13 protein-coding genes are annotated in these 22128 nt (G+C 63.0%); 8 read left to right on the top strand and 5 right to left on the bottom strand.

Annotated elements, in window-relative coordinates; translation table 11 throughout:
* Positions 1-80: 80 nt before the first annotated feature.
* The gene (locus AC07OP_RS03965; protein WP_115487693.1) at positions 81-1037 is read left to right on the top strand and encodes a fimbrial protein; all 957 of its coding nucleotides are present in this window, start codon (positions 81-83) and stop codon (positions 1035-1037) included.
* 3 nt (positions 1038-1040) lie between these two features.
* On the opposite strand, the gene AC07OP_RS03960 is transcribed toward AC07OP_RS03965, so the two are convergent.
* Both AC07OP_RS03960 and AC07OP_RS03955 read right to left on the bottom strand, forming a co-directional pair.
* The gene (locus AC07OP_RS03960; protein WP_495100915.1) at positions 1041-1808 is read right to left on the bottom strand and encodes a siderophore-interacting protein; all 768 of its coding nucleotides are present in this window, start codon (positions 1806-1808) and stop codon (positions 1041-1043) included.
* On the bottom strand, positions 1805-2353 hold the full coding sequence (locus tag AC07OP_RS03955) for a PadR family transcriptional regulator (RefSeq protein ID WP_065938658.1): 549 nt from the start codon (positions 2351-2353) through the stop codon (positions 1805-1807). The genes AC07OP_RS03960 and AC07OP_RS03955 overlap by 4 nt, the downstream gene beginning before the upstream one ends.
* A 519-nt stretch (positions 2354-2872) precedes the next feature.
* Here AC07OP_RS03955 and AC07OP_RS03950 point away from each other — a divergent pair.
* The 6 genes from AC07OP_RS03950 (at position 2873) to AC07OP_RS03925 (ending at position 9324) form a co-directional block, all read left to right on the top strand.
* Positions 2873-3364: a CS1 type fimbrial major subunit gene (locus AC07OP_RS03950; RefSeq protein WP_115487695.1), complete on the top strand. Its 492-nt coding sequence runs from the start codon at positions 2873-2875 to the stop codon at positions 3362-3364.
* A 122-nt stretch (positions 3365-3486) separates the two neighbouring features.
* Positions 3487-6012 (top strand): CS1-pili formation C-terminal domain-containing protein, encoded by a 2526-nt coding sequence (locus AC07OP_RS03945; protein ID WP_495100916.1) that lies wholly within the window; start codon positions 3487-3489, stop codon positions 6010-6012.
* A gap of 26 nt (positions 6013-6038) precedes the next feature.
* Entirely contained in the window at positions 6039-7277 is a 1239-nt protein-coding gene (locus AC07OP_RS03940) for a hypothetical protein (RefSeq protein WP_495100917.1), read from the top strand.
* A 15-nt stretch (positions 7278-7292) separates the two neighbouring features.
* The gene (locus AC07OP_RS03935) at positions 7293-8033 is read left to right on the top strand and encodes a molecular chaperone (RefSeq protein ID WP_115487697.1); all 741 of its coding nucleotides are present in this window, start codon (positions 7293-7295) and stop codon (positions 8031-8033) included.
* A complete protein-coding gene (locus AC07OP_RS03930) occupies positions 8033-8563 on the top strand; it encodes a CS1 type fimbrial major subunit (protein ID WP_223841661.1) in 531 nt (176 codons plus the stop codon). Before AC07OP_RS03935 ends, AC07OP_RS03930 begins: the two co-directional genes overlap by 1 nt.
* Before the next feature lie 20 nt (positions 8564-8583).
* Entirely contained in the window at positions 8584-9324 is a 741-nt protein-coding gene (locus tag AC07OP_RS03925) for a molecular chaperone (RefSeq protein WP_141156861.1), read from the top strand.
* Here AC07OP_RS03925 and AC07OP_RS03920 read toward each other — a convergent pair.
* On the bottom strand, positions 9321-12431 hold the full coding sequence (locus AC07OP_RS03920) for a transglycosylase domain-containing protein (RefSeq protein ID WP_495100918.1): 3111 nt from the start codon (positions 12429-12431) through the stop codon (positions 9321-9323). The genes AC07OP_RS03925 and AC07OP_RS03920 overlap by 4 nt on opposite strands.
* A 457-nt stretch (positions 12432-12888) precedes the next feature.
* On the opposite strand from AC07OP_RS03920, the gene AC07OP_RS03915 reads away from it, so the two are divergent.
* Entirely contained in the window at positions 12889-14307 is a 1419-nt protein-coding gene (locus AC07OP_RS03915) for an amino acid permease (protein WP_092356291.1), read from the top strand.
* A gap of 50 nt (positions 14308-14357) precedes the next feature.
* Here AC07OP_RS03915 and AC07OP_RS03910 read toward each other — a convergent pair whose 3' ends face one another.
* Entirely contained in the window at positions 14358-20846 is a 6489-nt protein-coding gene (locus tag AC07OP_RS03910) for an NEL-type E3 ubiquitin ligase domain-containing protein (protein WP_495100919.1), read from the bottom strand.
* A 66-nt stretch (positions 20847-20912) separates the two neighbouring features.
* Positions 20913-22046: an OpgC family protein gene (locus tag AC07OP_RS03905; protein WP_495100920.1), complete on the bottom strand. Its 1134-nt coding sequence runs from the start codon at positions 22044-22046 to the stop codon at positions 20913-20915.
* Between the last annotated feature and the right edge of the window lie 82 nt (positions 22047-22128).

The raw sequence follows: 22128 nt of genomic DNA, 5'->3' as shown, positions 1-22128 counted from the left end.
TGGTCTTCAGATCAATCAGGTCTGCACGAACTGATTGTTCGCTGGATGGCGCCTGTGTAGATAAGCAACGAGAGATCAACATGAAACGACTATATGACAGCGCCATTGTGCTTCTCCTGCTGATTGGCGTCAGCACGACCGCGCAGGCCGTAGACTGTCGGGTCAATGGCGGTGAGTGGGCGCGCGTCACTCATCTGACCGTCCCCGTAACGGTACGACTCGATGCGGATCGCACGAGGATCCTGATGGAAGGTGCCCGGCTCGAATGTCGGTTTACGGCTGGAGCAGGCCCCGTTTGGGGGGCGGACTATTGGGAAACCGGCAATGCCTCTGGGACACCTTGGACATCCGGCCCCAAGTTCGTCAGTGAACGGAGTGGTTTGCGTATCAATGGCGCTTTCCTCAATACCCCGGTTCCGGCGGGTATACGGGTGGCTACCATGCCCAACAACGGGATCGGCTATCCGATCAATATCACCCCCTACATCCTGGTGCGTCACAGTCCCTCCAATCCGATCGATATACGAACAGGAGATACCCTCGGCCTGTTGCGTCTCACCAGCTCGAACAATTACGACGCGACACGGCCGCAACTCACTGTCACTTATACGGCTGCCAACAACTTCACCATCTCCCCGTCAACCTGCACGATCAACAATAACAACCCGATCGAGATCGACTTCGGCAATGTGCACCAAAGAGCAATAGGTACCGATCCGCTGACCACGACCATCCGCAGCAACCGCCGGCTCACCTATTCATGCCCGGACGGCGGGATTACCACGCCGATCACCATCACCTACAAAGGTACCGCCTCGTCGTTCGACACGCGCCTGCTGCGCATGACCAACCCGGACGTGGGCACGGGCCTGGTTCGTGGCGCAAGCGCGGTTCAAGTCGGTGGTTCATTCCTGACCCAAATCACCAACAGTGTGGGGAGCGACGATGTAACGTTTTCCCTCGTAAGGCGTGCCGGTTCACTGCCTGCCGCTGGGGTTGTCAGCGGCAGCGGTGTCCTCGTAATGGGTGTGCCCTGAGGCTTACTCCTCTTCGCTGCCTTCCGCACGCCAGTAACCCACCGCCTTGAGGAACGCCTCATTGACCTTGTGGGTGTCCAGCAGCACCCGGCGGACCTGGCGCGACAGCCTGGTTTCGGTGGCGACAAAGCTGTACAACGAACCGCTCGGCAGCGTCAGTTTCTGCACGGTGTCGAGCAGGTCGTCCTGGCCGCGCACGACCCATTTCACCTCCACATCGGCAGCACTTGCCAGTGCCTGCCGTTCCGCCGCATTGGCGATTTCGATCACCGCCAGCACCTTGCGCCCGGCCGGCAATTCTTCCAGGCGCCGAGCAATGGCCGGGATCGCCGTCTCATCGCCGATCAGCAAATAGCTGTCGAACATATCCGGCACGATCATCGAGCCCCGTGGCCCGCCGATGTACAGGTGCTGGCCGACCTTGGCCTGTTCGGCCCAGGTGGAGGCCGGGCCGTCGCCGTGCAGCACGAAGTCGATGTCCAGTTCGCCGATGTCCAGGTCGAAGCGGCGTGGCGTGTAGTCGCGCATCGCCGGTTGCGGGCCGTCGCCCTTGATGTTGAAGGTCGGGCTTTCCAGCGCCGCTTGTTCGGCAGCGCTCTGCGGGAACAGCAGCTTGATGTGATCGTCACTGCCCAGGCTGATAAAACCCGCCAGTTCCGGGCCGCCCAGGGTGATGCGACGCATGCGCGGGGTGAGGTCGACTACCCGCAATACTTCAAGGCGGCGGCGTTTGATTTCGTGGGTCACGCGGTGGATGGCTTGCGTATTCATTGGGCTGTCCCGTCGGCAATGGCTTGGGCGGCGCCGTTGAGCAGCGCCGCGACACGAACGATTTCTTCCGGGCTCCAGCGCCCGTGGTGCGAATGCAAGGCATGGCGCAGGTTGTGCACGGCCTCGTGGATTTCCGCAGGGCGGTCATGACCGCGCAGCGAGCGTTTGCTCACGTCCATGCGCAGGCGAATGCCGTCGAGGGCCACTGCCTGTTCGCTTAGGAAGAGACGACCGGCCTCGGTGATTGTGTAGCGTTTTTTTCCACCTTCGGCGTCGCCGGCGATCAATTCGCTTTCTTCCAGGAAAGTCAGCGTGGGGTAGATCACCCCGGGGCTGGGGCTGTAGGCGCCGTCGAACAGGGTTTCGATGCGGCGGATCAAGTCATAGCCGTGGCACGGCTGCTCGGCAATCAGCGCCGGCAGCAGCAGTTTCAGATCACCCGGTGCGAAGACACGCGGGCCACGCCCACCGCGTTCGCGGCCGGCGCGCTTTTCAAAGCCATCGTGGCGGTCACCGTGGTCTCGGTGGTGATGAGGGTCTCTCATGATGATGTTCTCCTGTCTGATTTCGATACAACTTAAGATATATCTTACGAAGGATGCAAAATCTTCTGACGAGCGGTGCCGGAAGGCGAGAGCTGCTTCGAAGGGGCGCCACGACCCACAATCCGTTTCGGCACTACCATCATTTATTTGACAGTTAAATGGCGATTTTATGAATGTGGAATAAACTTATTAAGTACGCCTTTAGGCGAAACGCTTGAATAGTGGGCGCCTGCAGAGCGTGTAGTTAATGTCTTACAGATAAGCGAATAAATTAAGTAGTGTTGATTACTTGTAAAGGTAATACGTGGATGACAGTTAATATTCAACATATTGAATAATATTGTTTTTTTCTGTATTTCCCAGTCGTGATTAATTACGCGGTTAAACGAATGTGCTGGCATCGTTAAATGGGTTTTCGAGGGACTATTTACCGGCGTCGCAAGACACGCATTACGGGTCTTGTTGCGACGCGAGAAACCGTTTCTCAACTAAAGACTGATGTCATTACAGGTACTTAAAATGCTTAAAAAGACCGCTTTCGTGCTGCCACTGATCGCTCTGGCTATTGGCTCTTCCAGCGTATTCGCTGCCGGCGAAGCCACCAGCGTCATCAACATCAAGGCCACCATTCCTACCAAGCAGTTTCATGTCCAGCCGCGTGATCCCAACTTCGGTCGTGATGAAACCATGGCCTACAACACCGTCAGCGGTGAACTGAGTTCGCTGCGCGCTACCTACGATGTGAAGAATACGGATGGCTCGATCAAGGCCTACATCGAAGGCGGTCCTGCTTCGTTGACCAACGGCACTGCGTCGATCGCACTGACGAACACCTTCAACGGTGTGGTGCTGACCGGTTCGCCGCTGGAAGTGGTCGACGACGCCAGTTCCACCCCAGGTACCCAGGCGGATCTGGTCGTGGCCGCAGCCAAGCCGGCGGATGGTGTTTCCGGCCTCTTCACCACCAACTACACCATCGTGTTCGACCACGAGCCACGCGTTACTCCGTAACGCCAAGCCCGTTGACTCAATAAGCCGCGGCTTATTGTTGGGTAGCGGTACCGGTCGGCAGGCAGCTTTTGTCGGTCGATCGGTCTCCCTGTTTTGACGTCCGAATTCAGAGTATTCCGTTCATGTTCCCGATGACTCCCATCGCGGCAGCGCTCGCCCTGTTGTTTTGTGCGGGCGCGTTGGCGGCAGGTACCGCCGACGGTACAACCCCCCGTAGTTTGCTGTCCCAGGCCAAGGGATTACCGGCGGACTTTGAAGAGCACTTTTTCGACGTGCCGCTGGCGGTCAGGGTTGAATTGGATCAGGAGTTTGTCTCCGAAGCGATGATTGTCCTGACCCGTGATGACCGCATGACCCTGCTCGACTTTACCGACCACGACGGCAGCGTGATCAAGGACGAAGAGCGCGACCAGTGGGCCGATTACCTGAAACAGGGTGTGGCCCTGGGTGCCTGCGCCAGCAACTGCCCGGACGGGCTCATGGCCGTGCACTACAACCTGGAAAACTCCACGGTGTCGCTGCTGACCGAGAACGCCGAGCGCGATGAGCAGGCGCAGCGCTACTATTTCCTGCCCACCGGTGGCAGCACCGGCCTGATCGTACGCAACCAATTGAACCTCAGCGGCGGCGAAGGCCAGGACCTGGGCGGGCGCTTCGGCATTGACGCCAGCAGCAGCCTGGGCCTGTGGAGCCAGACCCTGAACATGCAGTTCTCGCGCCTCGGCGGTCCTGATGACGACGACCTCAACCACGCGGTGTATGCGCTCTATACCCAGCGCGAGTTGCAGGGCAACTTCCTGCGCCTGGGCTACTTCACCCCCAACGCCGAAGGCCTGACCCGCCAGCTGCGCACCTTCGGCGCCAGCCCGGACACTGCGGTCGGCGTGATGTACGGCAGTTCCGACAGCCTGGTGATCAACAATTCCAAACCGGCGGTCTACCCGATCTATGTCACCGCCAGCCGCCAGGCATCGGTGGAGATTTACCGCAACGGCCTGCTGATCAACACCCAGCCGGTCGGCAGTGGCCTGCACAGCCTGGACACCCGACCACTGCCCGGCGGCATCTATGAAGTGGAAGTGCGCCTGGTGGAAGACGGCCAGATCACCAGCACTACCCAGGAGCTGGTGTACAAGCCCAACAACTGGCGCAACCACGACGAGCGTTGGCGTTACAACCTGTTCGCCGGCCAGGAAAGCAAACTGCTGAGTAACTTCGACGAACAAAGCAGCGGCAGTCCGACTGCCGGCGTCTCCCTCAATTACCTGGCGCATCCCCGTGTGGTGCTGGGTGTATCCGGGCGCCAGGTCAAGGACAACATGCAGTACGGCTCCTCGATCGACTGGACCCTGGCCGATCAGGCCAGCCTGTACGCCAACGTGTACTGGACGGAAAAGTACGGCACCGGCCTCGACCTCAACGGCTTATACAACTACGGCCTGGGCAGCGTGGTGTTCAACCACACCCGCAGCTGGCTCGACACCCGCAACACCTACGAAACCCTGCCCGATGGCACGCGTATTCGCCAGCGCGACATCTTTGTCGGCCAGACCAGCAGCTCGTCGATTTCGGTCAACCATCGCCTGAGCAACCTGCGTTCGATCAATGGCCGGCTGTTCTACAGCGAGGGCAATAACGAAGGCGTCGGCCTGGACCTGGGCTGGACCGAGCGTACCCACCTGTTTGGCAACGACGCCAATTGGCGGCTGTCGGTGTTCGACCGGCCCGCCAGCGCCAGCACGGGCGACCGGCGCAACCGCGGGGTCGACCTGAGCGTCAGCCTGGCCCTTGGCGCGCCGGGCGAGCAATGGTCCGCCAGTATCGGCACGCGGACTTCCCGCGACGGGACCCGTGACAACAATGCCTCGCTGACCTACCGCAAGGACCTGCAGGACCACCTGCTGCAAAGCGTGTCCGCCACGGCAACCACCGATACCTACGGCGTCGGTTTGTCCGGCATGGCCAGTTTCGAAAACGAGTTTGTCAGTGGTGATGGCTATGCCCAGCGCTCGTCGTTCAACAACGAGTTGTCCGGCGGCCTCAACCTGGACAGCACCTTCGCCCTGGGCCAGCAGAAGATGGTGCTCACCAGCCAGTACCACGGCACCGGTTCCGGCCTGATCGTGGACGTGGAGACCGACGTCGATGACATCGCCCTGCGCGCCGACGACCTGAGCGGCGGCAGCACGGCCCTGCGCCCCGGCCGCAACTTCATCCCGATCACCGCCTACAAGGGCAGCTCGGTGAGCTTCGACTTCGAAGGCAACCATGCACCCTCGGCCACGATCCAGCCGCCGCGCACGCGCTACCACTTGAACAAGGGGGGCGTGGAGTATCGCAAGATCAGTGTGATGCAAACCGTGACCGTGCTCGGTCGCCTGGTGGACCCCCAGGGCAAACCGCTCAAGGGCTTGCACGTGATCAATCACGCCACCCGTGGGGTGAGCGAGGTCGACGGCTTCTTCTCGCTGGAAATGAACGCCAGTTCACCCACCCTGGAAGTGCGCCGCAACAACCAGTTGCTCTGCCAGTTCCGGCTAGACCCCTCCAAGGCGCGCAGCGAAAACAGCGTGCTGATGATCGGTGACTTGCGTTGCACGCCGGATACGTTGGCCGACACCACCACCGCCGAACAGATTGCCGGTTGAACATGATGACGAGACTAAGCAACGTTATGAAAACCCCCAGCGCCCGCGCGCCTCAACGTTTCGCCCTGGGCCTGGCTGTCCTGCTGTGTGGCGCTGGTGCAACGGCCGACGAAAACATCACCGCGCGGTTCCGCCCCGACCCCTCCAACCCCATGGTGAACAAATTCGAAAACACCACGCCGATCAGCTCGATCTGCGCCGCGCATATTCCTGCGCGCTGCAAGGCGTTGGGTATTTTCAGCCTGCGGGACACCAACTTCACGGCGCTGTCCCTTGCGCCAATCAAGGCCAACCATGAGGACGAGCGCCAGGGCTTCATGGTCAAGGTGCCCTCTGATTGGCGTGACTTGACGGTGACGCATGTCACCACCCAGGAGACCGAGACCGTCCAACTGCGGATCGCCGGTATCGGCTCGCTTTGGTATGTGCCTCGTCCGCCAGGCGTGTCGGCCTGGGGTATGCCTGGGGTTGCCTGGCAACTCCAATGGATGAGGGCGCCCGCGCCGTGTGTGAGCACCAGCCATCTTGCCGCGGGCGTCTCGTTCGCCTCGTACTTCTGGCTGATGCCCGAGGGCGCGGGGCCCTGCAGTCGGCAGCCCTCCGTGGACCTGGCGAGCCTACGCTTCAATACCATGGAGTATGCCTACGAACTGCGCACCCCCAACCCCTTGGGCATGTCCAGCGGGCAATACACCGGCAGCATCACCTACACCATGGGTCCTGGCGGCGATTACGATTTCGGCGACGTCATGATGCCCTCCAAGAACGCCCTCACGTTCAACTTCACCTTGAGCGTGGAGCACGACCTCAAGGTCGAAGTACCACCGGGGGGCAATCGGATTGAACTGGTGCCCCAGGGCGGCTGGCAGGCCTGGCTGAACCAGGGCCGCAAACCTGCGCGGCTGTTCCGTGACCAGACCTTCAGTATCTCCGCCTCGTCGCGCTTCAAGATGCAGTTGGGCTGCGAGCGAACGATGGGGGATACCTGCGCCTTGAGAAACGCCACCGACGGCCACGCAGTGCCGGTGGATGTCAGCGTCAGCCTGCCCCATGGCTTGAGCGGCATGGACGGTGCGCCGGTGAATCGCCAGCCGCTGCTGCTGAGCGGTGCCGGTACCGAGTCATTTCAACCGGGGTTCTATGTCAACCGACGGCCCGGCACCTTGCACTTCGAGGTCAAGAAGGACTACGCCGAACAGATGCTCGAACGGGGAGGCAGCACCTACTCAGGCCAGGTCACGGTGGTCTGGGATTCGGAACTCTAACGGGGATTTATGGCGATGAAACATCTGTTGGCGCTGTGTGCGCTGTGCTGGTTGCCGTTGTCGGCGCCAGCGGCTCCCAACATCAACGTCGGGGTGTTCTATGACTACCTCGACGGTGACAAAAGTACCTACCTGAAACGGATATTCAACGGTGGCGACAGTACGGCGTTCATCAAGGTCTCGGTGATGGAGATCCTCTACAACGCCGATGGCAGCGCCGAGGAGGTCGAGCTCAAGAACACCCCCGGCAACTCCGCGCGCGATGGCCTGATGGCCACGCCGGCCCGCCTGATCGTGCCGCCCGATGGCATGCAGGGCACACGCCTGTTGTACCTGGGCGAGCGGCAAAAAGAGCGTTATTTCCGCCTGCGTTTCGTGCCCGTGATGCCCGAGCCCGAGGACGATTTCGTGGTCTCCAGCGAAGAGCGCGAGGCCTACAAGAACCAACTGTCAGCCGGGGTCACGGTGCTGGCGGGGTTCGGCACGGTGTTTTTCGTGCGGCCCAAGGACACCCGCTTCGCCACCCGCATCGATGAGCAGCCGGTTGAGTACGGGCTGCATAACGACGGCAACAGCGTGGTGGTGGTCGATGAGTTCAAGGACTGCGCCAGTGGCGATAGCCAGGACTGCCTGCCCGTCACCAAGCATCACATCCTGCCGGGGCGTGCCTTCAGCTTTGCCAGGCAGGCCGGGCGTACCTACCGCTTCACCCTGATCGAGGGCAGCGAAAAAAAACCATATGAGGTCAAAGGCTGATGGTCAGTGAAATAGCCCCAGGGGGCGCGCGCCAGTCGTGCAGACATTGCAAGCTCGTGTTGGCGGCGCTGCTGCTGATGGTGGGCGCATTGCTGAGTACCCAGGCCTTGGCGATCCGTGAAGAGCAGGTGTTCGATGTGTCCGTGACCATCCCGACTGCAGACTTTTACGTCCTGCCGATCAACCCCGGGTTCCTGGAACGCGAGCAAAAAATGGTCTGGGACCTGGTACCCGGGCGCCTGCGCCCGCTGCGCGAGCACTTCGACGTGAAGAGCTCCGCCGGCGGCATCAACGCCCGCTTGGGCGCGCTGCCCACGCTGTTCAATGGCGGGCGCACCTATATCGACCTGAACGTCACCTTCAACGGCCAGGTGCTGGGACTCGATGACACCCTGGTGGTGCCGCACGACGAGGCGCGCCAGGGCAAGCGCGTGCTGCTGGATATCTCGGCGGTCGAGCCGGCGGATGGTTTTACCCCAGGTGAGTACTACGGCAGCGTCGAGCTGCTGTTCGATGCGGTACGGCCGTGATGATGGGCAGAGGAGTAGTTATGAAGGCTTTATATGCAATGCTGGGTTTGATCCTGTGTTCACTCAATGCCCAGGCCGGGCCGAACATCAACGTCGGTGACTTCTACGATTACTTGCGCGGCGATAAAAGCACCTACCTTAAGCGGGTATTCAATGGCGGCACCAAGACGGCCTTCGTCAAGGTCAATGTCACCGAGATGCTCTACAAGCCCGACGGCAGCTACGACGAGGTGCCGCTCAAGCTCGAAGCCGACGGCAGCGTGCGCAACGGCCTGGTGGCCAGCCCGGCGCGGCTGATCGTGCCGGCGGACGGCATGCAGAGCACGCGCTTTGTGTTTATCGGTGATCGCGACCGCGAGCGTTACTTCCGGGTACGCTACCTGCCGGTCGCGCCCGAGACCGAAGACGGCTTTGGCCTCAGCGACGAAGAGCGCAAAGCCTACGAAGAGACCTTGGTGGGAGGCGTGCAGGTGATGGCCGGCTACGGCACGGTGTTCTTCGTGCGGCCCAAGGACAGCCGCTTCGACACCCGGGTCGAAAACGGCGGGCAGCGTTACACCTTGCGCAATGCCGGCAACACCGTGGTGGTGGTGGATGAGTTCAAGGATTGCGCGGCAAAGGACCGTACATCCTGCGCCCCGACCACCAAGAACCATATCTTCCCTGGCCGGGTGTTCAGCTTTGAAAAACAGCCCGGGCGGACGTATCGGTTCTATCTGGTGGAGGGCACCTCCGAACGCATCATCGAAATCAACGGTTAGTCTGTTGAGGTCACGGCACGAGGCGGGTTGCACAGGGTATGGCTGCCCGGTTGCAGGTACGGCATCAGCACCGGCGCCATGCCCTTGAGCACCTGCACCGGCAGCGCCGAGGTAAAGGTGAAATTCTGCGCGCCGCTGCCGGGCACGAAGGCCGTCAGCGTGCCGAAATGCCGGTCGCCGATATAGAACACAAAGGTCGCGGTACGGTTGATCGCCTTGGAGCTGAGGATGCGCCCACCGGCGCCGATGGCTTCGATGCGATTGTCCCCGGTGCCGGTCTTGCCGCCCATGGCCAGCGGTGTGCCGTCGGGCAACTTGAAGCTGCCCGACACGCGTTTGGCCGTGCCCGCATCCACCACCTGGGACAACGCACCGCGCAAGGCGGTGGCGACTTCGCTGGGCATCACCCGCTTGCCTTTGTCGGGGTTGTTCACCAGGCGGGTTTCATAGGGCGTGTCGGCGGCAAAGTGCAGGCTGTCGATGCGCAGGGTCGGCTCACGCACGCCGTCGTTGAGGATCGTGCCGACCAGTTCCGCCAGGGCCGCCGGGCGGTCGCCGGAACTGCCGATGGCGGTGGCCAGCGACGGTACCAGATGGTCGAACGGGTAGCCGACCGCCTGCCAGCGCTGGTGAATATCCAGGAACGCCTCGACCTCCAGCATGGTGCGGATACGACTGTCGCGGGCGCTCTTGTGCCGGCTCTTGAACAGCCAGCCATAGACTTCCTGGCGCTCATGCTCGCTGGCGGCGACGGCCTGGGTGAAGGTGGCGTCGGGGTGGTTCAACAGGTAGCCGAGCAGCCACAGGTCCAGGGGGTGGACCTTGGCGATATAGCCTTGGTCCGGTAGGTCGTAGGCACCGGGGCCGTAGTCTGTGTAGAGCTTGGCCAGGCGTTCTTCGGTCAGTTTTTCTGTGGCTTTGGCGCCGGTCAGGTGGGAGCGCACAAAGCTGTTGAAACTCGCCTGGCTGGCCTGGGGCAACAGGTAGCGGTGCACGGCGGCCAGGCGGATGGCGGTGGGGTGCAGGCTGTCGAGAAAGGTGGCGAGCCGCGCCTGGGTGTCCTTGTTGCGGTACTTTTTCCAGAAGCGCAGCAGGAAGGTCGTGCCTTCGCGGTCGGCGAACTGGGCCAGGTATTCCTGGCGCCGTGGGTTGCTGTCGTCCTTGAGCAACTCGGCACTGTTGTTGTCTGCGTGATAGGTGCTGTAGCGCACCAAGTCACGCATCAGGCGAATAAATGGCAGGTTGATCGACTCACGCAGAGCGTCGCGCAACGTCGGGTTGCGGCCGTTGTCTTCATTGCGAAAGTTATGGAAGCGATGCAGGCCGCCGCCGGTAAAGAAGCTCTCGCCGGGGCTGGCGGAATACGCCCGGTCGAGCGCGGCGTCGAGCATCTTCGACAGGCTCTTGTCGCTGTTTTGCGCCAGGTAATCCACGGCCCAGCGCGACAGGCGATCCTGCTCATCGACATCGACTTTTCTCAGCGCAGCCGGTGTCTGGCCGGCGTAGCGCTGGTGCAGTTCGCTGATGATTTGCAGGTAGGTGGTGAGCACCCGCAGCTTGGCGGTGGAGCCCAGTTCCAGCTTGCTGCTCTCGTTGATATCGAAGGGCTGGTCGGTGTTGTCGGTCTGCACCCGGACCCGCGCGCCGTCGCCGGTCATCTCGTACAGCGTGAAGCTGTAGCGCACTTGCGCGGTGCTGGCGGGCGTCAGCAGGCGCGGGCCGAGCAGGCCGAGTTGCCCGGCAAAGGCCGGATCGGCCAGGTGCTTGAGGTAGGCCGTGGCCTGGGTTTGCAGGTCATTGTGCAAGGTGCTGGTGGCGGACAGGTCGAGGCGATCCAGGTCATACAGCGGGCGGTTGAGCAGGGCGGCCAGGCGGCTGCGGGCCATGCTGATGCCTTTGTTGGAGTCAATCGCTTGGAGCGTCGGCTGTTGCTGCCAGTCGCGGTAACTCACTGTGCTGGCCAGGGCGGCCCTTGCCAGGGCAGGGTCGATGATCCCGTCCCGCTCCAGCAGGCGGAGGTGGCTGTCGGTCAGGTTCGAAAGTTCCGCGTGGCCTTTGGACAGGTAATGGGAAGGCCGGCGCTGGGCAATCATCAACGACAACACTTCGCGCAGGGCCAGGCCCTTTTGCGCGAGGTCCTGCGGGCGGGTGTCGGCGAGCAACGCGTTGGTGCGGTCGAAGTCGGCGCCGTACCACACGCGCAACCCTTCGGCCATGCCATGCACTTCGCCGTGACCGGGTACGGCGGACAACGGCACGCTGTTGAGGTAGTCGCGCACGATGTCTTGGCGCGCCTGCAAGGTCTGCGGGCCATCCCGATAGGCGCGCACGCTGGCGGAAAACATCTGGCGCAGTTTCTCGCCGCCGGACAGCGTCAGCCCATCAGGGGAGTGGCGGTATTTTTCCAGCTGGGTGGCCAGGGTACTGCCGCCGGCGGTCTGCCCGGGCAAGTGCAACAGCTTGGCCACTTGCGACCACGCCGCCCTGGCGAAGCGCGGCCAGTCCACCGCCGGGTTGGCCTGGGGCTGGGCCGGGTCGAGCAAATCGCGGTTCTCGATGAACAGCAGGCTGTTGACCACCACCGGCGGGATCGCGTCGAAACGCTGGTAGGACTGCTGTGGGTAGGTGAACCGGTACAACGGCTCGGCGCGGCAATCGCTGATCGACAGGCCGGCCTGGATTTTCTCCCCATAAGGCACGAACAGGCCGCGCTCGGCATAGGTCATCAGGGGCGGGGAGAAGCGCACCTGGCTCTGGACCAGGTAGTTGCGCTTGAGCAGGCGCGGCAGGAATTCATCCAGGTCGCTGTAGCCCAGGCGTTTGTCGAAAGGCCCGTCACCGGGATAGACCACGGCATCGCTGGGGCCGGGCTCGAGCCGGTAGTTCAGGGTGGCGGCCAGGCGGCTCAGTTCCCGGGCCTGCCAGTGGGACGTGCGCATTTCGCGCTGGGCGGCAAACCCTGCGGCGATCAGGCCGATCACCAGCAACAGCCACGCCATTCGCCACCGGTACAGCCGTTTGCGGGAGCGTCGTGGCAATGGCTGTTCGTCCATGCTGTCGGTGGGAGCCGCAGCCTTGGTTGAATCGGTTTGCCATAAAGCGCCCATAGTCGATTGATCCATCCCGGCAGATTGATCGGACTTGATTCAAGCGTAGACGTTGATGGGCACCGCCGAGAAATTTGTCGGCGTGCGGGCGACCCCGTGCAACCCCTGGAGATTCATCGCGGCGAAATCAGCCTGCCCATGGCCCGCACGGTGCTCTTCGACGCGCCGATGTGGGCGCCGCCAGGGTCAGTACGCAGGGCAATGGGCTTAAGCCGCGCACCATCTCCGTGCGATACTCCCACCGCGCAATCGGAGTTCTCCGGGAGTTCCCGCTGAATATTGCCGTTTATAGAGTGAAAATCACTGGGTTGAGCTTTTTATACTGCACCCCCCTGATCTGGCCCGGCCAGACCGGTTGACCCAAAAGGTCCACCGGAGACGGCATGCCATGGCTGACCCGCCGTGGCGTGCCGGACTCGGAGGCTCATATCCAATAACAAGACGAGGTTGTATCCCTATGCCAGTCGGCAACCACCTGCCCCATGGCGAGACCGCTTCGGGCGGCCCGCTCAAACGCGAACTGGGCGAACGGCATATCCGCCTGATGGCGCTCGGCGCCTGTATCGGTGTCGGCCTGTTCCTCGGCTCGGCCAAGGCCATCGAAATGGCCGGCCCGGCCATCATGCTGTCCTACATCATCGGTGGCCTGGCCATCCTGGTGATCATGCGTGCCCTCGGCGAAATGGCCGTGCACAACCCGGTCGCCGGCTCGTTCAGCCGCTATGCCCAGGATTACCTCGGCCCGTTGGCGGGCTTCCTGACCGGCTGGAACTACTGGTTCCTGTGGCTGGTGACCTGCGTGGCGGAAATCACCGCGGTGGCGGTGTACATGGGCGTGTGGTTCCCCGATACGCCGCGCTGGATCTGGGCCCTGGCAGCCCTGATCAGCATGGGCACCATCAACCTGATCGCGGTGAAGGCCTTCGGTGAGTTCGAATTCTGGTTCGCGCTGATCAAGATCGTCACCATCATTGCCATGGTGATCGGCGGCGTCGGCATCATTGCCTTCGGCTTCGGCAACGACGGCGTGGCCCTGGGGATTTCCAACCTGTGGAGCCACGGCGGCTTCATGCCCAATGGCGTCCAGGGCGTGTTGATGTCCTTGCAAATGGTGATGTTCGCCTACCTGGGCGTGGAGATGATCGGCCTCACCGCCGGTGAAGCGAAGAACCCGCAGAAGACCATTCCCCGCGCCATCGGCTCGGTGTTCTGGCGCATCCTGCTGTTCTACGTGGGCGCGTTGTTCGTGATCCTGTCGATCTACCCGTGGAATGAGATCGGCACCCAGGGCAGCCCGTTCGTGATGACCTTCGAGCGCCTGGGCATCAAGACCGCCGCCGGCATCATCAACTTCGTGGTGATCACTGCGGCACTGTCGTCGTGCAACGGCGGCATCTTCAGCACCGGGCGCATGCTCTACAGCCTGGCGCAGAACGGCCAGGCACCGGCCGCGTTCGGTACCACCTCGAGCAACGGTGTACCGCGCAAGGCGCTGCTGTTGTCGATCTTCGCCTTGCTGCTGGGCGTGTTGCTCAACTACCTGGTGCCGGAGAAAGTCTTCGTCTGGGTCACGTCCATCGCCACCTTCGGTGCGATCTGGACGTGGGTCATGATCCTGCTGGCCCAGCTCAAGTTCCGCAGGAGCCTGAGCCCGGCCGAACAGAAAGCCCTCAAGTACCGCATGTGGCTGTACCCGGTCAGTTCGTACCTGGCCCTGGCGTTCCTGGTGCTGGTGGTGGGCCTGATGGCGTACTTCCCGGATACCCGCGTGGCACTGTATGTGGGGCCGGCCTTCCTGGTGCTGCTGACCGTGTTGTTCTACGTGTTCAAGCTGCAGCCGACCCCGGTCGTCCAGGGTTCACAGCCGTCGGCGTGATCCCTTGAGCGCGGGCCGGCCTGTTTTACCACAGGTCGGCCCGCACGGTCTCAGACCCGCTGCAACGTGCGTTGCGTGCCCTCGGTCAACTGCCGCACCAGGCGGTTGTGTTCGTTGGCTTCCTCGTCGACCAGTTGCTGGCGACGCTCCAGGTATTCATCCGAACGCCTGTCCGACAATTCCTGATCCAGCACGCTGACTTTGTAGGTGATGGTGTCCTTGACGGTGAAAAACGCCTCCGGCTCGCTGCTGGCCAGGTACTCGACCCAGAACTCGGTGGCCAGGATCGCCTCCTGCAACGCCGGTGACTGGCCGAGCCTGCGCAGGGTCCGGCGCGCCTCGTCGATGACTGCCGGTGTCACATAGTCATCCACGCTGTACAGCAGCTCCAGTGGATAAAACGGCAAGTTGAATTCCCGCGCCAGTTTACTGCGCAGGTAAATGGTCACCTCGGCGGGATCGGCGTCCAGGTCTGCCCGTTCGCGCGCCAGCACGAACTGGTCGGCAAAGTGGTCGAGCTGATTGAGGTAGAAGCAACTCTTGGCCAGTTCCAGCAAGGCCCGGTCGGCCAGGTAGCTCCTGGGTTGCAGCTTGGCCTGGTGGATGCGGTGATGCAGCTCCATGTTGGTAAAGGCCAGCAGCACGCTGTCGCCGCAATTGCCTGAACCGTAGGTATTGAGGCAGATCGTGTTGCGCAGTTGCGTCGACTCGCCCATCGCGATCAGCAGGCTCCAGACCCGCTCGGTCAGCCGCGTTCTTGACGTGGTGTTGCGGTAGGCGTGGGTCCGCTTGAGGTCGCGCAGGACCCGGAACACATCATCGGCACTCGCCGTTTCATTGGCCTGCAGTTGCTCCCACAGTTGACGGCGGGCCGCCACGTCCTGCTCCGCAACGCCGGTCAACCAGGTATCGAGGTCATTCGACGCCACGGGGGCATGGGCCGGTGTGCGCAGTTGACCCCCCAGGCGGATACCCGTGGCGATACGGTAGGCGTCGATGCTTGCCAGGGTCTCGGCGGACAGCGGGTTTTCGTGCAGCAGGGTGTTGCGATTGGCCATTTGCAACCAGGGGTTGCTGAAGACTTCGTCGGGAATGGTGCTGATCCCGTTGGACTGCAAGTGCAGCTCGGTGAGCACCGGCAGCGCGCTGGCGCCGATGGGCCATTGGGTGATACCGGTGTTGGCCAGGCGCAGGGTATTGAGCTGCAGCATCTGGCTGACATTCGGGGTGAGGGTCAGGTCCGGGTTGTCGTTCAGGTCGAGTTTCTGCAGGCTGACCATATGGGCCAGGCGCTGTACCGACTCTTCGGTCAAGCGCAGGTCGTTGTCGTTCAAGTCAAGGTGGGTGAGCCAGGTCATGTCGGTGATCGCGCTGGGCAAGTCGGTGAGGCGACAGTCGATGCGCAGGGCCTTGAGCTGGGTGAGTTTACCCAGGAACTCTGCCCCCGTGGCGGGGAAGGCGTTCCCGGAAATCCGCAGGTACTCGATGTGGCTGAAGCCGCTGGTGCCGGTCAGGAACGAGCCGGGCGGCAGGCCTTCGTCGTCCAGCTGCAACTCCAGTGACGGTACGTTGAACAGGCCGGCGAGATAGAACGTCGCGTTTTCGCGCCGCCATGCGCCCCGCAGTTGGTAGGCGATATGGCGACGTCGGCCACGGTTCATGCCCAGCGGGTCATTGAGTTCGTTGTCGGCCGGCAGCAGGGTTTCGCTCCAGCGTGACAATTCCACGTCCATGGCCTGGTACTCGGCCTGGCGGCGCTCCAGCTCGATGAGTTTTTCCGGGTCGGTCATGTTCAGGGACTGAAGCATCCGCCGTGCATCGTCATTGTTGAAATGCGGGTAAAGCTCCTGGACCTTGGCCACCAGATCCGGCGGCCGTGGGCCGCGAAACGGCCAGATACGCTGCCAGAACGGATACACCAGGAACGAACGATCCACCCCCATGGCCGGTTGCATCCAGGGTTGCAGATGGGGGATATCCAGCAGGCCCTTGATTTCCACGCGGCGGGCGAAGGCCAGTTCGGCCAGTTGGGTGCGCAGTTGGGCGATGCCGCTTTCGCTGTCCACCTCGAGCAAGGCCTGCTCGTCGGCGGACAAGCTGCTGAGAATCACCCGCAGCAATCGGTTCGAGGGCTGGCCCAGCGGCTCGCCCTGCGGGGTGTAGGCCTGGTAACCGCGATTGGTCCTGGCCACGGTCCGGCGCGAGGAGCCCTGCCGATGGCCGGCGGTTTCCAGCAGGCGCCCCTGATTGTCCCGTTCACGCACATCGATGCGCAGGGTCTTCGGCCAGGCGGGCAGGTTGTGCAGCAGGTACAGGGTGATCCGGTCACTGTCGGCGTTGGCGCAGGCATCCACATACAGGCCTTCGAACGCCCGGTTCAAGCGTAACTCGTGGCCGCTCAGGCGCGCCTGTTCGGCCAGGCGCAGGCTCAGGCGGTCATGTTCATGCAGCTGTTTGAGCTCGCGCTTGGAGGCCTGGCCGAGAATCGCCTTGACCGTGCTGGTGGACAGGTCCGGGTGCTGGGTCTTGAAGCGGCGCTCCGGCTCGCTGCCCGCAGTCTCGCTGCGCATGTACAAGGAGTCGAGGATTTGCGAGCGCTCGCGGTCGGTGTATCCAACGATCCGGGTGATCAGCTGGAACAGGCGCTGTTCCTCGGTCTGCGGCAGCGTGCCGAGCAGCGCCCGGGTCAGGTCATCGTCAGCGATGAATTTTTCCAGCAGCCCGGCCGACTCGAGGTCTTTATCGGTGGCGCTCACCACCTTGGCATCGGTCCGATGACGGGCGGGGTATCTGAGCGGGGCATCCCGGTCGACAATCTCCAGCACGTGGCTGTCGGGCCAGCCGGGCAGGCTGGAGACCACCAGCAGTTGCAGGTTCGGGTCTGGAGCGGTGGCGGAATTATTGGGGAGCTCATACATCGCTTCGATGAAGTGGTTGATTTCCTGATCGATGCGCAAGCGCTTGCAGGTATCGGCCAACAACGGTGGCGACGCCCGACCGCTGCGGTGTATCTGGCGCAGCACGTGGGGCGGGGTGTCGGTCAGGGCGAGAATGCTGCGGGCGGTGTCCTGGGGGAATGTGTAATGGTCGCCCCCGAGGCGATAGAGCAGGCTGTGGTCGTCCCAGCCCATGGGGTTCTCGCTGGACAGGCGCCACGCGCCCTCGCTGTTGTGCTCCAGGGTCGGGGTGTCGACACCGATCTTCTGCGGGTGTTTGAGCCGCCACTTGAACAGCCGTTTGTCATAGACGATCCGGTACCAGGAACCGAACAGGGGCAGATAGTGGTCGCCGGCGAGAGGGAAAATACCCTCGGCATCCGGCCGCAGGCTGGTCGGCAGCGCCAGGGTGTGCTCGTACTGGGCCAGCGAACCGTCGGCCAGCCTGACGAAGCCTTCCGGGCCGCGCTGGTTGCTCATGTAGTCGCCCAGGGTGATGCGCAGGCCCCTGGCGTCGGTGGCACTGTGCATGCCCAATTGTTGCCGCTCGTGGGGTTGCAGCACCGAACCGATGGCCAGGTAGAAACTGTCCACCGCCGGCGTCACCGCAATCGTGCCGGCATTGCGCATGTCATAGGCTTCATAGACGCCCTCGCCGTAGTGACGCAGCTCCACGGTGAGGTCCTCGGGGCCGCTGGAGCGATAGGGTTTGGCGATGCGTCCCGCGACCACTTCGGTGATGAGGAAATCGCGCTTGAGGCTTCGGCGTATCAACGCCGAGGCGAATTCCCGCGCCCATTGATCGGCATCGTTGTTGAACTGGCGCGGGTGGTACAGCGCATCGATTGCAGCGTCGATGCGCAGGGCGGTGCGGTGGTTATCCAACAGTTCGGCAAAGGCCGTGGGCAGCCCGCCTTCACGCAGATAGGCCTGCTGCTGGCGCGGGGTGAGGGGATGCTGCGCCAGCAGGCGCTCCAGCAAGGCCGGTGACAGCGGGCTGTTGAGGTCGCGCAGTTTTTTCAGCAGCGGCGTAACCGCCACCAAGGGCATCGACGCCTTGACCGGCAGGAAACGCCGCACATTGGCGGGCGGCAATAGCTCATGTTTTTCATAGCCGGCGTAGTTCACCAGGGCCGCGAACAGGGCCAGGCGTTCGCGCCGCGCCAGGGCGGCGACGTCGCGCCGTACTGCCAGGATCCGCTGTTCGAGCGTGGCGTCGAGTTGATCCGTGAGCCCCAGCAGCGAGGTGCTCGGTTGCAGGCTGATGACCAGGCTCAGCAAGGGGTCGGCCCGGTAAGGCGGCAGGCCGCCGTCGCCTTCGGCCTGGTAGCGGTGGTCGGCGGCGCGCACGAGGGTGATCGTTGTCGGGCGCGGCACCGTCGGCTCGGTCTTGCCGAAGGTTTCGATCACGCTGCGTTGCGGGTCGTTGATGCTCAGCAAGGTGGCGGCGGGCCAATCGGGCAGTTGGGTCAGCAGGCATAACACCACGCTGTCGCCATAGGGGGGCAGATAGCCGGCTTCATGAAAGCGGTTGATGATGTGCTCGATCACCTGGTCGGCTTGCAGGCGGCGCACGCCTTCGATCAGGTTCAACGGTGCCGGTTCGCCGCGCCACACGTCCTCCAGGGTGGCGCGGGAGGTGGCTGTGCTGCGCAGCATCCGCTCCAGGTCGGCTCGCGCGATCAGCGATGAGCCATCGGGCAGCATCTGTTGTAGCAACTGGGCATCCGACAGGGCCTGGGTGTTGTGCAGGTCGAAGGTCCAGGCTTGCAGCGCCGGGTTGAAGACAATCGATGGCTTATAGGGGCTGCTGCCGTTCTTGAGGACGTAGCGCTGGGTGGCCTGGTCATGGGCGACCTCGGCCACCAAGGTCTGGTTGTCATGGTGCAGCTTGACGTATTGCTGGCCTTGCACGGTGAACACGCACAGGGCGTCGGCGCGTTGACCCTCGAGCAGGTACTGCTGGCGATGGGCGTAGGGACGTGCGTCGGGTTTCCACAGCTCGTCCACCCCGTCGGGACGCGTGACTTTGCGCGGATTGCCCAGCCGCTGCAGGTGCCTGAGCATGCGCTGGCGATGGGCGCTGCCGGCGACGCTGATCAAGCGGCCGCTGATGGCCAGGTCGGCGACATCGCTGAGGGTCGAGGCGAAGCTGCTGGCCTCGCCCTTGACCGCTTCATTCAGGCCCACGCTGACGCTGTAGGTCATGCTGCCCAGCACGGCCAGCTGCATCACCCGGTTCATCCCCGTGACCCCGCCGGGCAAGGGCGTGAGCAGCACTTGCAAGACTTCGGCGGCCACGGCGGCGGTGGCGTCCTGGAGCGCCTGCCAGTCGGCTTCGGAACGGCTGTTGGCCAGGGTGTCGAGGTCGGCCTGGCAGCGTTGGATCTGCCGGTAAGTCAGGGCTTGCACCAGGGTTGCGGCGGGGCCGGCGTGCGGGTCGGTGGAGAAGCGAATGTCGTCGAGGGTGCGCTCCGGGAAGGCCGCATGAAAGCCATCGTAAAGCCGCTCGGCCAGCCAGCTCATGCCCTCGGGGCGGGGTTGCCGGGTCAACAACGACTGGAACACCGACAACCCCACCAGGGGCAGTTGCCGGGAAAACCAGCCCAGGTCGCCTTGCCGGTGGCTGTCCAGCAGTTGTTGGCGAAAATCCACCTCTGCCGCGCGCGCATCGCTGTGGTAACGCAGCGCGCCGCCGGGGCGGAACGGAAAATAGGACAGAACTCCGAGGCTGGCCACTCTGATCAGCAGCAGCGGCACGGGAATGGCACTCTCCCAGGCGACGAAGGGCACGGCGATGACAGGGGTGACGCCCGAGGTCAGGCTCAGGCGGTCGACCGGCAGTTGCGTCCCGCTGCCGTCGATCGATGCGGTGAGGCTGTCATACATCTCGCGGGTCAGGCCGTTGCGGGCGCGGTTGCGCCAGGCGTCAAGCACATCGAACTGCAGCAGTGCCAGCGCCGCCTCGCCCATCAAGCGGCGCAGCGTGCCGTTTTCATCGAGGCTGGCCTTGATCTTCACCTGTAACTGGTGGCCCAGGTCCAGCTCGCGGGCAATGGCGATGAACGCCTGCGCCGTGAGGCTGCGATCGTCACCGGGCCCGACCACACGGCTGGCGTCCACCAGGCTGTAGCCGGAGTCCTGGCGGACCGAGGCGGTGAAGCCGAAATTCAGGCAGGCGGCCTCCCACAGCGAGAGGCTTTTGATGTGTTCGATAAAGCGCAGATCCTTGTCGGAGCGCCGCGGTACCCGCACGTGACTGCCCGGCTGCCGGTCCCAGGGCAGCGGTTGCTCGATCTTTTCCAGGTAGGTGGTTTCGAAGCGATACTGCTCAGGATCGCGCCCACCGATCCGTTCACGCAACTGCGCCAGGCCATTTGCCTTGAAGCTGCGGACCACCCGTTCCTTTTCGGCTTCAACCGCCGCCATGGCCGCCAGGGCGTTGCGTTGCAGGCGCAGGAAGCGGGTTTTTTCCTCGGCGTCCAGGCCTTCCAGGGCTTGCAGGATATTGCGCTGGATCAGCTCCAGCGCCTGTTGCTGGGCCCAGGTGGTACTCGATTGCAGATTGCCGGACAGGCCGTTGAGTAATTGATGAGTCGGCATGCGCTCTACCTTTCACGATAAGTGGAAGGCAGATGGAAGCACCGCGCATACCGGGGCTGGGGCTATCTATTTAAAGGCCGGCGCCTCGCCGCGCAGCGCCAGGTCCAGGCGCTTGTTGAACGCCAGCCACGCCGCCAGCCCGGCCATCAGCGCCAGCCCCAGCAACGCGCTGAACACCTGCATCGGCCAGGCATCCTCGACCTGGGCGTTGAGCATGTCCGCCAGCGGCGCCAGCAGCACGCCGAGGCAGAACACCTCCAGGGAGTAGCGGCCCATGCGACAGCTTTGTTGCGCCCACCAGGTTTGCGTCCAGCCGCGACCGGGCAACAGCTTGGCGGTGACATAGGCCAGGGCCAGGAAGTGCAGCAGGCGCAGCGGCGACAGGTCGGTCTTGCTGATGGGGTAGATCAGGTCGCTGAGCCACGACGGCATCAACGCGTCATGCACCTCGGGCCAGCGCCATGACAGGGTCAGCACACACGCCGCCACGGTGTACACCGCCGCCGCCATGAACAACGGCTGGCGCTTGAGCGGGCGCTGTTCCGGCGGGCGCGCCTGACTGGCCTGCAGCGCCGCCGCGCCACCGAGGATAAACAGGAACTGCCAGGTCACCGGGTTGAAGTACCACACGCCGTCGGCAATCGCCCGCAGGTTCCAGCCCATCCACGGCGCCAGCAGATACACCGTCGCCGACGCGGCCACCACCAGCCAGGTGTGGCGCAACAGCAGCGGCAATACCAGCGGCAACCCCGCCAGCAGCACGATATACAGCGGCAGCGGGTCCATCAGGTTGGGCTTGAAGCGCAGCAGCAGCTCATCGGTGAGGGCCTGTTGCGGGTGGGTGACGAAGTGCGTCAGGCCCATCTCTTGAACCAGATCGCGGGTTTCCACATGGCTGTTGGCGAAGAACACGATGCCCATCAGCATCGCCAGCAAAAAGATATGCACCACGTACAACACCCAGGCGCGACGCAGGATTTTCAGCGAGGCAATCCAGTAGCCGTCGCGTTGCAGGATCTTGCCGTAGGCCAGCACGGCGGCGTAACCGGCGAGGAATACAAAGACCTCGGCCGCATCGCTGAACCCAAAATTGCGCAGGGTGATCTGGCCGAGAGGATTGTGGGGGACGTGATCCCAGAAAATGAAGATCAACGCCAGGCCCCGAAAAAAATCGATGCGTGGGTCGCGTCCGTTCAGCATGGCAGCGGGCTCTTGAACAAAAGGTTTAGTAATGACCGGCGAGCGCGCAGGTTGTCGTACGCCGCACGTCGGGCGGGCGCAG

This window comes from Pseudomonas sp. GW821-FHT09D08 (assembly GCF_059416305.1).
This window is presented reverse-complemented; position numbering and strand designations above follow the sequence as displayed.